The sequence below is a fragment of the Cytobacillus praedii genome (assembly GCF_001439605.1).
Classification (GTDB): Bacteria; Bacillota; Bacilli; order Bacillales; family Cytobacillaceae; genus Cytobacillus; species Cytobacillus praedii.
In genome coordinates, this window is the sequence record NZ_LMBX01000003.1 from 261,323 (window position 1) to 275,042 (window position 13,720).

15 protein-coding genes and 1 tRNA gene are annotated in these 13,720 nt (G+C 40.4%); 15 read left to right on the forward strand and 1 reads right to left on the reverse strand.

Annotated features, from left to right (window positions below; all coding sequences use genetic code 11):
* The coding region (locus ASU02_RS26830) for a helix-turn-helix domain-containing protein (protein ID WP_232426156.1) at window positions 1-178 on the reverse strand (178 nt) is incomplete at its 3' end.
* A 415-nt stretch (window positions 179-593) separates the two neighbouring features.
* Between ASU02_RS26830 and ASU02_RS04855 the strand changes: the two genes are divergently transcribed.
* From ASU02_RS04855 to ASU02_RS04925, 15 genes are all read left to right on the forward strand, one after another.
* Window positions 594-1,058: an acyl-CoA thioesterase gene (locus ASU02_RS04855; protein WP_057761554.1), complete on the forward strand. Its 465-nt coding sequence runs from the start codon at window positions 594-596 to the stop codon at window positions 1,056-1,058.
* Window positions 1,059-1,205: 147 nt separating this feature from the next.
* Window positions 1,206-1,430, forward strand: coding sequence for a helix-turn-helix domain-containing protein (locus ASU02_RS04860; RefSeq protein WP_009333184.1), 225 nt, complete (start codon window positions 1,206-1,208; stop codon window positions 1,428-1,430).
* Between the two features lie 175 nt (window positions 1,431-1,605).
* On the forward strand, window positions 1,606-2,064 hold the full coding sequence (locus ASU02_RS04865) for a MarR family winged helix-turn-helix transcriptional regulator (protein ID WP_057761556.1): 459 nt from the start codon (window positions 1,606-1,608) through the stop codon (window positions 2,062-2,064).
* Window positions 2,065-2,074: 10 nt separating this feature from the next.
* Window positions 2,075-2,869 (forward strand): glutamate racemase, encoded by a 795-nt coding sequence (gene racE / locus ASU02_RS04870; protein ID WP_057761559.1) that lies wholly within the window; start codon window positions 2,075-2,077, stop codon window positions 2,867-2,869.
* Between the two features lie 76 nt (window positions 2,870-2,945).
* Window positions 2,946-5,087 carry a DNA helicase RecQ gene (gene recQ, locus ASU02_RS04875; RefSeq protein ID WP_057761561.1) on the forward strand — a complete coding sequence of 714 codons (2,142 nt, stop codon included), beginning with the start codon at window positions 2,946-2,948 and terminating at the stop codon, window positions 5,085-5,087.
* Window positions 5,088-5,191: 104 nt separating this feature from the next.
* Entirely contained in the window at window positions 5,192-6,271 is a 1,080-nt protein-coding gene (locus ASU02_RS04880; RefSeq protein WP_057761564.1) for a GerMN domain-containing protein, read from the forward strand.
* A 245-nt stretch (window positions 6,272-6,516) separates the two neighbouring features.
* A complete protein-coding gene (gene rph / locus ASU02_RS04885; protein WP_057761566.1) occupies window positions 6,517-7,272 on the forward strand; it encodes a ribonuclease PH in 756 nt (251 codons plus the stop codon).
* A gap of 18 nt (window positions 7,273-7,290) precedes the next feature.
* A complete protein-coding gene (locus ASU02_RS04890; RefSeq protein WP_057761570.1) occupies window positions 7,291-7,902 on the forward strand; it encodes an XTP/dITP diphosphatase in 612 nt (203 codons plus the stop codon).
* Window positions 7,899-8,420 (forward strand): metallophosphoesterase family protein, encoded by a 522-nt coding sequence (locus ASU02_RS04895; RefSeq protein ID WP_057761572.1) that lies wholly within the window; start codon window positions 7,899-7,901, stop codon window positions 8,418-8,420. The genes ASU02_RS04890 and ASU02_RS04895 overlap by 4 nt, the downstream gene beginning before the upstream one ends.
* Window positions 8,421-8,537: 117 nt before the next feature.
* A tRNA-Arg gene (locus tag ASU02_RS04900) sits at window positions 8,538-8,611 on the forward strand.
* 515 nt (window positions 8,612-9,126) lie between these two features.
* A complete protein-coding gene (locus ASU02_RS04905) occupies window positions 9,127-10,137 on the forward strand; it encodes an AAA family ATPase (RefSeq protein WP_057761755.1) in 1,011 nt (336 codons plus the stop codon).
* Window positions 10,138-10,163: 26 nt separating this feature from the next.
* On the forward strand, window positions 10,164-11,063 hold the full coding sequence (locus ASU02_RS04910) for an NUDIX domain-containing protein (RefSeq protein WP_057761574.1): 900 nt from the start codon (window positions 10,164-10,166) through the stop codon (window positions 11,061-11,063).
* Window positions 11,053-11,604 (forward strand): NADAR family protein, encoded by a 552-nt coding sequence (locus ASU02_RS04915; protein ID WP_057761575.1) that lies wholly within the window; start codon window positions 11,053-11,055, stop codon window positions 11,602-11,604. The genes ASU02_RS04910 and ASU02_RS04915 overlap by 11 nt, the downstream gene beginning before the upstream one ends.
* Before the next feature lie 100 nt (window positions 11,605-11,704).
* A complete protein-coding gene (locus tag ASU02_RS04920) occupies window positions 11,705-12,022 on the forward strand; it encodes a hypothetical protein (protein ID WP_057761577.1) in 318 nt (105 codons plus the stop codon).
* 551 nt (window positions 12,023-12,573) lie between these two features.
* A complete protein-coding gene (locus ASU02_RS04925) occupies window positions 12,574-13,629 on the forward strand; it encodes an ankyrin repeat domain-containing protein (protein ID WP_057761579.1) in 1,056 nt (351 codons plus the stop codon).
* Window positions 13,630-13,720: the final 91 nt, after the last annotated feature.

Below are 13,720 nucleotides of genomic sequence, written 5' to 3' on the forward strand. Positions count from 1 at the left end.
CGATAGGCTGATCAAAACGATAGCTTTCACCATTACGCTCCCAACGCATCCACGTCTTGATTTGTGTGACATTCTTTATCCCCAATTCCTTCATGATTTCTGAGTTCTTTATTCCATTCTTTTTCATTTCAATTGCTTTTATTTTAAACTCTGATGGATAATGTACCTTCTTTCCCATATAAAAAACACCCTCCAGAAGTATCGATTAGTTACTAACTAAATAAGATACAGGGGGTGTTTTTTCCTTGTCTCATTTTACTGGGTCACTCTAAATAAGAGTGGGTTTTTTTGTATCAACATTGTTGGCCAAATATCTTGGTTGACTGTAGCGGAAGGTGCGGGACTCCTGCAGGAGGAGTGGGACAGGTGAGACCCCGCAGGAGCGTTGTGCTCCGGGGAGGATAAGCGCCCACCCCGCGGAAAGGGAGCAACCTGTAGCGGAAGTCAACACCTGCCTATTAGATTTATTAGCAAATATTTCTAAGAAATTAAGGTATGGACTAATAATAGGAGACTCTACTTTTCAAATAATTCTAATTAATTTATAATATGAATAATGAATCATTATTCATTTTTGAAATGGAGGCAGAAAGATGTCAAAAATAAATTATATTTCTGATATGGCAGAATGGGATAAGGGATTCGATTTTTATTATGAAATTAAAGTCCGCTTTTCGGAAACGGATATGTTTGGTCACCTTAACAATACAGTCCCTTTTACGTACTTTGAGATGGCGAGGATAGAATTTTTTAAGTATAAAGGATTCATGCAGGAGTGGGTAAAACCAATGAACGAAACCATCCCTGTAGTCGCCGATCTTCAATGTGATTTCCTTCAGCAAGTCTTTTTTGATGAAAATCTGAAGGTGTATGTTAAAGCCAATGCGATTGGAAAATCGTCAGTAGATATTCACTATATGGGCAAAAAGGAAGATGGTTCGATTTGCTTTACAGGCAGAGGGGCAATGGTGCAAATGTCAAAAAGAGAAGGAAAAGGTGTACCTTGGACAGAAGACCAGCGAAAATTGCTTGAAAATCATGAAAAAATTAAAGCTTAATTACGCAGAAACACATTTACTAAAATAAAACGTTCTCCTTGATGGATTGCAGTCACTTCAGGTCCCTGCTTGACATATGATATGGTGACTAAATATATACCCACCCCGCGGTTCATAGCTGGCGAAAGGCAAGGAGGGTTACAATACTTGAAGGAGAACGAATATACTCACAAGCCGTTACTCACCAAACGAGAAAGAGAAGTATTCGAACTGTTAGTACAAGATAAAACAACAAGAGAAATCGCTGGTGAATTGTTTATAAGCGAGAAAACGGTTCGAAACCACATTTCGAATGCCATGCAAAAGCTTGGTGTTAAGGGGCGATCACAAGCTGTTGTAGAGCTCCTTCGAATGGGAGAGCTAGAACTTTAATTAAGACCGGCAATCCAATTTATTGGATGCCGGTTAAAATTATTTTTGGGAAGAATTATTATTGCTTTTTTTTCTCCTTGAAATTTGCTCGAAAAAAGGCGAAAATAAAATGAAAATGAAAGTAAATTTTATAAGATATAGATGATTAGAAAAGCAATTATGGGAGTTGTTTCTAATGGAGCTGGAAGATGTTATTCTTAACGAAGAAGTAGATTCTGTGGCAGCAATTGAAAAAGAACTGCGATACATATCAGGAATTATTAAACAAAAAGGCCGGGAAATTTTAAGTAATTACAAAATTACTCCACCCCAATTTGTAGCTCTGCAATGGCTTTTTGAAGATGGAGATATGACAATTGGAGAGCTTTCTAATAAAATGTATCTTGCATTTAGTACGACAACCGATCTTGTTGATCGGATGGAAAAGAATACGCTTGTAAAACGGGTGAAAGACCCGAATGACCGCAGAGTGGTGCGTATTCATCTTCTTGAAGAAGGAGAGCGGATTATTGATGAGGTTATCCAAAAAAGGCAGTTGTACTTAAAAGAGGTGCTAATTAATTTTTCGAATGATGAAGTTCAGCTCCTTAAAACAAACCTAATGAAATTACACCAAGATATGCGCGGAGAATGAGGCGGTATGTTTGAAACAACCAATTGGAATCATTGATTCAGGTGTCGGAGGGCTGACCGTAGCAAAAGAAGTGATGCGTCAGCTGCCGAATGAAAATATTGTATACTTAGGCGATACAGCTCGCTGTCCATATGGACCAAGATCTGGTGAAGAAGTAAAAGCGTTTACATGGGAGCTAACTAGATTTTTGTTAACGAAAGATATAAAAATGCTAATAATAGCTTGCAATACTGCAACAGCCGTTGTGCTGGATGAAATTCGGAATGAGTTATCCATTCCTGTTATTGGCGTTATTTCTCCTGGGGCTAGGGCTGCTATTAAAAAAACAGAAAATCACAGGATTGGCGTAATTGGAACGATTGGGACAATTAAAAGCGGGGCATATGAGGAAGCGTTAAAGCAAATAAATAGAAGAACAGTCGTGCATAGTTTGGCATGTCCAAAATTTGTTCCGCTTGTTGAAAGCGGAGAATACGGTGGTCCTTTAGCTAAGAAGGTTGTTACCGAAACGCTGCAGCCACTTTTAAATCGTGATTTAGATACACTCATATTAGGGTGCACACATTACCCGCTACTGGAACAGCCGATTCAACAGGTTATGGGAGATCAGGTAAAAGTAATTAGCTCTGGTGAGGAGACTGCAAGAGAAGCTAGCACCATTCTCTCACATTATGAAATGCTTAATTCGTGCGAGAATGAAGTCCAGCATCAATTTTTTACGACAGGCTCAAGAACTATTTTTAAAAAGATTGCTTCTGAATGGCTGCAGCTGCCTGTAATAAATGTGAAAAAAATTTCGCTTTAAAACCTTCGTACTGAAGGTTTTTTTGTTATAGATTCATGATAAAATAAGGGAAATGAATAAGAATAAGGTGATAGATTTGTTGAAAGAAGCTGAACATTATTTAAAGCAATATTTTGGTTACTCCTCCTTCCGCGCGGGACAAGGAGAGATTATTCGTAATCTATTGGCACAGACCAATACGCTCGGTATCCTTCCAACAGGAGGCGGGAAATCTCTTTGCTTCCAAATCCCTGCTCTTATGCTCCCTGGTTTTGCCGTAGTTATTTCTCCATTAATTTCTCTCATGAAAGATCAAGTTGATGCGTTATTAGCGGCGAATATTCACGCTACCTTTATAAATAGTTCACTTTCAAGTCAAGAATATCAGGAAAGAATGTCTGGTATACGCCAAGGTCAATTCAAGCTTGTTTATGTCGCACCTGAACGATTTGAATCTGAGAGCTTCCTAGAAGTACTGAACTCTTTAGATATTTCAATGATTGTATTTGATGAGGCGCATTGTATTTCACAATGGGGACATGATTTCAGACCGAGCTATCGATCGATTGTTATGAATTTAAGTAAATTAAATAAAAAACCAGTAATTGCAGCATTAACAGCTACCGCAACAAAGGATGTAGCAGATGATATTCGAAAACTATTAAAGATAGCGGAAGAAGATAGTTTTATTACAGGCTTTGCTAGAGAGAACCTAGCTTTTCATATGATAAAGGGCATGAATAAAAGAGATTTTATCAGTCAATTTATTAAAAAACATCCTAATGAATCAGGGATCATTTACACTTCTAGCAGAAAAGAGACTGATCAGCTTTTTAATTATTTAAACGCAATGAATCATTCAGTTGCAAAATATCATGCCGGGCTAGGAGAAGCAGCCCGGAAGCAGGCACAAAATGAGTTTGTTTATGATGAAGCAGATATTATGATCGCAACCAATGCGTTCGGCATGGGAATCGATAAGTCGAATGTTCGTTTTGTCATTCACTACAACCTTCCGCGAAACATAGAGGCTTATTATCAGGAAGCTGGACGTGCTGGCAGAGATGGAGAAGAAAGTGCTTGCTACTTACTATTTTCTCCCCAAGATATTCAGCTTCAAAAATTTCTAATTGAAGAATCAAATCTAGATTTTCAGAAGCGGGAACAGGAATACAATAAATTAAAACAAATGGTAAACTATTGCCATACAGAAAAATGCCTGCAATCCTATATTATTGAGTATTTTGATGCCAATAGTAAAATGGATGCTTGCGGGAAATGCAGCAATTGCATGGATAAACGTGAACAGGCAGATATTACAAAGGAAGCGCTAATGATTTTTTCCTGCATTAAAAGGATGGGCGAGCGATTTGGTGTTACCCTCACTGCCCAAGTGTTAAAAGGCTCGCAAAATAAACGAATAAAAGAATTACATTTTAATGAATTATCTACTTATGGGCTGCTAAAACAGTATAAGGAAAAAGAAATAACTGACATTATTAACTACTTGCTAGCTGAAGGCTATCTGTTATTGACCGACAGCAAGTATCCAGTTGTCAAGCTTAGTGAGAAATCGTTGCCGGTATTAAAACAGCAGGAACAGCTTTATATGAAAACAACAATTCAAGCATCTGACACGGCAGTTGATGAGAATAGTGAATTATTTGCTGTTCTACGGACGCTCCGCAAGAAATTAGCAGATCGGGAAAAGGTCCCTCCATACGTTGTCTTTGCAGATACTGCTTTAAGGGAAATGAGCCGGTATTATCCTACAGAAAAGGCCGAAATGCTGAGTGTCAAAGGCGTAGGACAAATGAAATATGAAAAGTATGGAGTGTATTTCATAGAAGAAATCAAAAAGTTTATGGCTGAGAATAATATTGAATTGGAGAAGAAGAATCCTAAAGATGATCAGAAAACTCCATTGAAGAAACAAGAGGAGTCAGATGCGCCAAGCTATTTACAATCATATCAATTTTATATGGATGGAATGTCCATTAATGAAATTGCTAAAGCTCGTAATTTTTCTCCAATTACAATTCAAGAGCATATTTTGCGTGCGGTTCGAGAGGGGCAGAATATTAACTGGGAAGAGATATTTGATGAGGACACAGAAGGTCTTATATTAGAAGCGGTGCAAAAAGTGGGGACAGAAAAGCTTAAACTGATAAAAGAAGAACTGCCGAATAAAATTGATTATTTTTCAATTAAAGCAGTGCTGACAAAGAATAGCCTCTGATAAAGAGAGGCTAAGAAAAATGAAATTTTTTTCTCCGAAGACGGTCTAATTTACAAACAGGCTCGTATACATGTTAGTACAAACTGTCTTTGGAGGGATTAAATATGTCCATAAATAAAAAAACAACAATCGTGTCAGCAGTCTTAGTTTCATCCGTTTTGTTGTCTGGATGCGGATTGTTTGGGAGCGGAGGAAAAGAAAAAATTGATCCGCCTCAATCATCGGTAACATATACGGATGAAGAATCAGCCGTAACTGGAGAAACAACAAATACAGAAACCGGTACGGACAAAGCTGGAAATGAAGAAGCTGTAACTGGGACGATTCAAACAGAGCTATACTTGATCAATAAGGATGGCTTAGTTGTGCCGCAAACCTTGGAGTTGCCAAAAACGGAATCAGTAGCTACACAAGCACTCGAATATCTTGTAAAGGATGGCAAAGTAACGGAGCTGCTGCCAAATGATTTCATGGCGGTTCTCCCAGCTGATACGAAGCTATCCGTTGATATTAAGGACAAAGTTGCGACGGTAAATTTCTCCAAGGAGTTTAAAGATTATCAAGTGGAAGATGAACAGAAAATTCTTCAGGCTGTCACGTGGACATTAACACAATTTGATACGGTTGATAAAGTTAAGTTTCAATTAAACGGAAATGCTTTAAATGAAATGCCAGTTGGCGGAACACCAATCGGGGAATCCTATAGCAGAGGAAACGGGATTAATCTCGACACGACAGATATTCTTGACGTAAACAATACAAGACCTGTTACAGTCTATTATATTGGTGGAAGTGAAGGCTCATACTATTATGTTCCTGTCACAAAGCGTGTCTCCAATAATGAGAAGAATGATTATAAGGCGGTCGTTAATGAACTCATTAAGGGACCAAGTTATGTGTCGAATCTTGATAGTTTGTTCCTACCCGAAGTTAAGCTTTTAGATGATCCAAAAATTGAAAATGGGAAAATAACTTTGAATTTTAATGAAGCTGTATACAGCAGTGAGGAAAAAATAATTTCTGAACATTTATTGACTGCATTGGTTCTGTCTTTAACTGAACAGAAAGACATTGAAGGTGTGGCAATAACGGTTGATGGAAAAGCAGAGCTAGTGAATGAAAAGGGAGAAAAACTGACTGAACCAGTAACTCGTCCTGAAAAAGTGAACACAGGTAGTTTTTAATCGCACGGTTTTTGATATACTATAGGAATAAACGAAAAGAGGAGGCATTTTCTGCCACCTCTTCTTTATTGGCTAGTGGGAAAATTGATATTTATTGAGTGGTATTTAACTTAAATTAGGTTCCTGCTTATAATGTCGTATCAGAAAAACTATAGCACTCGCTAGAAGGACTTGGCGAACCCCAAGTTTTTCTACTATTTAGAGGCTATCTAGCTTCAGCAATTCTATTTAGGAGGAATCATCCCATGCGTGCAGATGGACGTGAACAACTACAATTAAGACCTATACATATTGAAACGAACTATTTAATGCATCCAGAAGGCTCCGTTTTAATAAGTGTTGGAAATACAAAGGTGATTTGTACGGCAAGTATTGATGATCGCGTTCCGCCTTTTATGAGAGGAGAAGGGAAGGGCTGGATAACGGCTGAGTACTCGATGCTCCCTAGGGCAACGGAGACGAGAAATATTAGAGAATCTGCTAAGGGGAAAATTACCGGGCGGACGATGGAAATCCAGCGCTTAATTGGACGAGCACTTCGTGCAATAGTAGATCTTGAAGCACTTGGAGAAAGAACAATCTGGCTGGACTGTGATGTTATTCAGGCAGATGGAGGGACAAGAACTGCATCGATTACTGGTGCATTCGTTGCTATGGCGCTTGCTTTAGAAAAAGTTAGTAAAACGAAAAAGCTTGCAAAGTATCCAATCAAAGATTTTCTAGCTGCAACAAGTGTTGGGATATTAGAGAATAAGCAAGTGGTTGTCGACTTAAATTATATCGAGGATTCAAAAGCACTTGTTGATATGAATATTGTCATGACGGGAAATGGTGAATTTGTTGAGCTGCAAGGGACAGGAGAGGAAGCTACTTTCTCTTATAATGAGCTCCAAGAATTATTAAAAGCTGGACAGGATGGCATTGTCCAGTTATTTGAAATTCAAAAAGAAGCGCTTGGGGAAGAAATCACTAGTAAAATTAACTCAAGAAAAGAGAAATAAGGGAAGGTGCTTAGAATAATGTCAGAAGTAATTATTGCAACAAAGAATCAAGGAAAAGCAAAGGAATTTGCCCGAATGTTCCAGCCGCTCGGCTTTGAAGTTAAGACGCTGTTAGATTTTCCTGACATACAGGATGTTGAAGAGACAGGAACAACATTTGAGGAAAACGCGGTGTTAAAAGCAGAAACGATTTCTAAGGTTCTTGGCAGAATGGTAATAGCTGATGATTCAGGTCTTGCTATTGATGCACTAGATGGAAGACCTGGAATATTTTCTGCACGATATGCAGGAGAAGATAAAAACGATGAAGCAAATATGAACAAAGTGTTAAAAGAGCTTGAAAATGTTCCAGATAATGAACGGCATGCTAGATTTTACTGTGCTCTTGCAGTTGCTACTCCTGGACAGGAAACGTTTACTGTCCTAGGAACCTGTGAAGGAAGGATTTTACAAGAAAAAAGGGGATCCCACGGATTTGGCTACGATCCGATATTCTTTGCAGTTGAGAAGGGAAAAGCAATGGCAGAGCTGGAACCAGAAGAAAAGGCACAAATTAGTCACCGAGCACATGCTCTTCGTAAATTAGAAAGTGAGCTGCCTTCTCTTTTAGCTGGAGCTGAAAAAAAGTGAAGATTCTAATAGTCAGTGATAGTCATGGACTAACAGAAGAACTGCAGGAACTTAAGGCTATGCACGCCCATGAGGTAGAGATGATGATTCATTGTGGAGATTCTGAGCTGCCTGCTGACGAAGAAGCCTTAGAAAACTACTTCGTTGTTCAAGGGAATTGTGACTATGTGGGAACATTTCCTGAGGAACTTGTTAAAGAATGTGGTGGTCTTCGTGTTTTTGTGACACATGGTCATCGGTATGGGGTAAAGTCAACATTATTCAATCTCTCTTTGCGTGCGCAAGAAGCAGCTGCTAATATTGTTTGTTTCGGGCATTCTCATTTCCTTGGGGCAGAAATGATCGATGATATACTGTATATTAATCCTGGGAGTATAAGACTTCCAAGAGGAAGAATAGAAAAGACATTTGTTATTTTAGAAGTAAATGAAAGTGAAATAATACTTCATGTTCATGATCTTACAAATGGAAAATTAAATCATTTAACACAAGTATTTTCCCTTCCAAAAAGAGATTGAACAGCATATACTATTAGGGGAGCCAAACAAAGCTTCCCTAAAAAATATATTATTTTGTATTGACTTTTATCTGCTTTTCTTATATAATAAAACTTGTCTTTGAAATACTTTTAAAATGTCCCAGTAGCTCAGCTGGATAGAGCATACGCCTTCTAAGCGTACGGTCGGGAGTTCGAATCTCTCCTGGGACGTAATAAGATTCAGATAGAATAAGTTTAAATCAACTAAAAAGCGCTTCAAATCCTTTAGTATAAGGGGTTTGAGGTGCTTTTTCCTTTTTGAGAATACCTTAGCAAAGGATAGAAAAAGGAAAGGTTCTACACATTTTCTACACAAACGGAAGTGGCATGAATACGCTGCTTGTTTGTTTCGAATTAGACTCCTCTGATAGTTAAGATACCTTATCCTCAATTACTGGACTCCCTCCAACAGGGCCACGTTTATAACCATCTTCTCCGCGCTATGATGCTACAGACATAAAATCTATGCCTCTTCCGGATTTATGTTCCACCTTATAACAAACGATCACCAATAAATAAGAAACAGCTTGTGGAAATTGGAAGAATTTACTTGAACTTTGCAGGATTTTCTGTTAATTTTGATAGTAACAATATGTTATTAACAAAATGATACTAAGTGGAGTTAAAGTTTTTTGCCCTATGAATGAGTGGAAAAAGCGGAGGGATGCAAGATGAAAAAGGTCGGTATGAAAACCCTTGGACTAACACTGGGGAAGTTTGCCCCGTTGCATAAAGGTCATCAGTTCATGATCGAAACGGCACTACAAGAGGTTGATGAATTGATCGTGGTCATTTACGAGACGACGGTCACCCTGATCCCGCTTCATGTCAGGGCAAATTGGATTCGCAGGCTCTACCCGGAAGTCCGGGTCATCGAAGCTTGGGATGGCCCAGACGGGTATTCGGATGATAGGGAGCATGAGATTCGGGAAGAACAATATATACTCGGTTTACTGAACGGTGAGCAGGTAACGCATTTTTATTCGAGCGAGCTCTACGGCGGGCATATGAGACTCGCTTTGGGTGCGGTAGACCGGCGGGTGGATGAAGCCCGCGAGCAGGTTCCGATCTCAGCGACGATGGTCCGTTCCGATCCATATAAGTACAGGGAGTTCGTAAGTGATATCGTGTACCGGGATTTGATCACGAAAGTGGTATTCGTTGGAGCGATGTCGACGGGGAAGTCGACGATCACCGAAGCGCTGGCACGGCGATATTGCACGACGTTCGCAAGCGAATACGGACGCGATTATTGGACCGAGCATCAGGTGGACCGCCGAATCGGTCTGGAAGCGTTCGATGAAATCGCGGTGGGTCATATCGAGCGCGAAGAACAGGCAATGCTTGCGGCGAACCGGTTTCTTTTCATCGATACCAATGCGATTACGACGTATATGTTCGCTTTGGATTACCACGGGCGGGCCCCCGAGCTGTTAACCCGGATCGCTCTGGAGAACGCGCAGCGCTACGATCTGTTCTTCCTGTGCGATGATGATATTCCTTACGACGATACGTGGGACCGCAGCGGAGATCAGAAGCGGCATGTTTTTCATAAACAGATAATCGCGGATTTGAAAGAGCGGCGGATCCCCTATATTACGCTGAGGGGGAGCCTGGAGGAACGAATACGCAAGGTTGACGAGGTGCTGGCGAAGTTCGAATCCTACGGAAACTATTTCGGAGAGCTGAATGGTTAAATCATAAATAAAGGAGGCGTACTCAATTGGATTTGTTGAACAAGGATGGACTTACGGAACGCGAATTTTTGGAGCAGTACAGGGCAGGGGATTATGAGCGGCCTTCGGTGACGACGGATATGGTTATTTTCACTGTGACAGAAGAAGAGGCTGACAGTTATCGAAAACTTCCGGAAAAAGAGCTGCGCGTCCTGCTTATTCGCCGGGGGGGACACCCCTTTCTAGGCAAATGGGCGCTTCCTGGCGGCTTTGTCCGGCCGAATGAGACGACTGAGCAGGCGGCAGTAAGGGAACTAAGCGAGGAAACCGGCGTGGAAGACGTGTATTTGGAGCAGCTGTATACGTTCAGTGATATCGGGCGAGACCCACGTACCTGGGTGATAAGCTGCAGCTATATGGCTCTGATTAACAGCGGCAATTTGGAGATTAAGGCGGGAGATGATGCAGCAGACGCTGCATGGTTTAAGGTATCCTTTCGGCCACTGCGGGAGCAAAAAGAGCTGATTGAGGACGGATACATCAAGACGCTAGAGTATGAACTCAGACTAAGCAGTGAAGAAGAAGAACTTACGGCGGTCGTGGCAAAGACGATGACAACGAAGACTACATCGACTGGCACAGATTATGAGATCGTATCGAATGACGGATTGGCCTTCGACCATGCGAAGATCATAGCATGCGCTATTGAGCGGCTGCGGGGAAAAGTGAATTATACCGATATTGCACTGCATTTGATGCCGAAGTTTTTTACCTTAACGGAACTGCAGCAGGTTTATGAAGTAATTACCGATAAAGAGTTGTTGAAGGCGGCCTTCCGGCGTAAAGTGGCCGATCTTGTAGCGGAGACCGATCATTACACCGAAAATGCCGGACATAGACCATCCCGCTTGTATCGGAGAAATTGGAGGATTGACGATGATTTATAATATCGATGAGTTAAGAAAAGCATATAACGAGGGAAAAAAGTTCAAATTCGTGTTTTTTTGGGGACATACACCACCCAAGGACGGGAGCGTCGACAAAAGTTGCTTCAGCCAATGGTGGATGTGCCCGTTCACGGTAGAGGGAACGCAGTACACCTGCGCCGAACAGTTTATGATGGCCGAGAAGGCAAGGCTGTTCGGTGATGACGAAATGCTGGAGTCTATACTTAAAGCTAAGCATCCAAAGGAGATGAAGGCTTTTGGACGTGCGGTCCGAAACTTTGACAAAGATATTTGGGATAATGAATGCTACGGCATTGTCAAAAGAGCCAGCTTGGCCAAATTTTCGCAGAATCCGAAGCTTGCCGATTATCTCAACTCGACCAAGAACCGCATCCTCGTCGAAGCTAGCCCGCGGGACCGTATTTGGGGGATCGGCATGGGCCAGTCCAATCTAGATGTGGAGAATCCAGTGAAATGGCGGGGGAGAAATTTGCTGGGGTTCGCGCTGACGGAAGCGCGTGACGAGTTGCTGCGAAGTTAGATTTGCACAAGCACGAGCTGAAATGTGGGGCTTGACCCTCCACTTCCACAAATAAATAAAGAACTTCAATAACATTTTCACAGGAGATGGGGGGATTATAATGCTTCTGCTACAGAAGGAATTTTTAGAACCATGGATACCTGAAACTTCAATGATTTTTCTTGAAGAACTACATAAAGAAATATCTGAAAAACATGTTCTTTATGGGGCTGATCTAGAAGTCATTGCTCGAAGAGAAGATAAAGACGAAGTGTTATACCAATACAAAACGAATCCACAAAAGTATGTACAAGTACATCTAACATGGAAGAGGGATAAAGAAATAGACTCAAGGTGGCCTAAAACCCGAGAATTTAACTCTTTTGATAACTGGGTAAATGAAGTAATGCTAATAGATAATAAAGAATATGAAGAATAAATTAAGAAAAGTGATAGGAAATCAGCGCAAAACACAGAAGCTAGAATAAACAGATAGTAATTGGGGTGAATAGAGTGGAGAAGAGTGCAATGGAAAAGAGATTCCCTCAATGTCCCCTAGTTTTTCTGTAAACAACACCAGGGGAGAACATTGCTTTTAGCCGTGTCTCGATATTATAGTTATTTTCTGGAATTTTTTAGATTGTAATAATAATAGTGTATGTTTTTAATAAGGCTAAAGGGTGGACACATATGAGTAACATGAACTCCAAAAAAATGTAATTCCCCATTGGTTCGGGCAGGAAGATGATGATGTTTTTATTGTGGCCTCAGTAGAATCAAGTAGATTATCATTTTATGCACAGATGAGTAACGGTGATTGGAGATCTTGGATAGGGAAATTTAAATTAGTAATGATAAAATTTGATGTCAGTGAACCTGAAGAAATATTTATCTAATCATTCTTAATCTTAGAATAACAAATTACTAAAAACTAGAATGTATATGGCAATGAAGAAATTAATAAACTCTAACGCAAGGAGAGAAGCACAGATGGGAAGGAAGAAAAAAACCTTACCGAAAAATTTTGATGAACTAATTGAAGCAGGTGATATTTTAGCATTAAAAGAGGTATTTAACCAATGCGAAATAGATGCCCGTGGCGGTTACAGTAAATCAACAGCCTTGAGCTTTTTCAATATACCAAATGAATTGGTTCGCTGGCTCGTGGAACAGGGGGCTGATATAAATGCTGGAGACACTTACGGAAAAACGGCTCTACATAAACATGCAATAAGTTGGTGCGGGAATACTGAATTGCTGCTTGAGCTGGGTGCAGATATAGAAGCGATTGATTATCAAAACGAAACTCCTTTATTTGCTGCCGCAGGTTCTTTTAAGCCAATTGCGGTTCACACGTTGGTTGCTAAAGGTGCAAATTTTAGCGCACAAAATAAGATGAAACAGACTCCTTTAGAAAAAGCTTTAGCTGTGTGTAGAAACATAGATATCGTCAGTATGGCGGAAGTTGCAGATATTCTGCTTAACGCCGGAGCAACTGTAACGCCGGCAATGAAAGACTCGATTAAGCGAATCGGAAACGACTTTGAATTTCACAGAGAAGGCTTTAATAAAGAATATTTGAATCAAACGGATGAGGCACTTTTACGTCTATATGAGCTATTTGAGGTTCCTCCAGTAGAGAAGCGAAAAACGCATGACGGTACATCTTCAATAACAGTATCTACAAAGAGATGGCAGGCGCAGCATCATGAACTCTGGAGTTTACTAGTTCCTTCAAAAGGGCATGCGAACACAGTTCAGGGTGAGGTTATCCGTATTACTGGTAAAGTATCATACGAAATATTAGATAACGGCGGAATCAACTGGGATAACCAATTTCGTCAGATGCTCAATCGTTTGAACCATTACTTTAACTTGGGCACACCATTACATCCCGCTTTACTGCAGGAGGCAAAAACATTAGTGAATAAACTTCAAAACGGCTATGGCAGTGATGAACCTGCAAGACTATGCGAACTGGCAGTGCGTTGGGTACTCAGCAATCCGAATCCTATTACTTTGGAACAGCCCGACTATAAGCGATAACTTGTGTACGTCCTATCAGTGTATACAATACGCTTTTATATACACTATACTCCCCCTTTTCTAAGCATTTACCAGCTAAGAAGCGGGGATA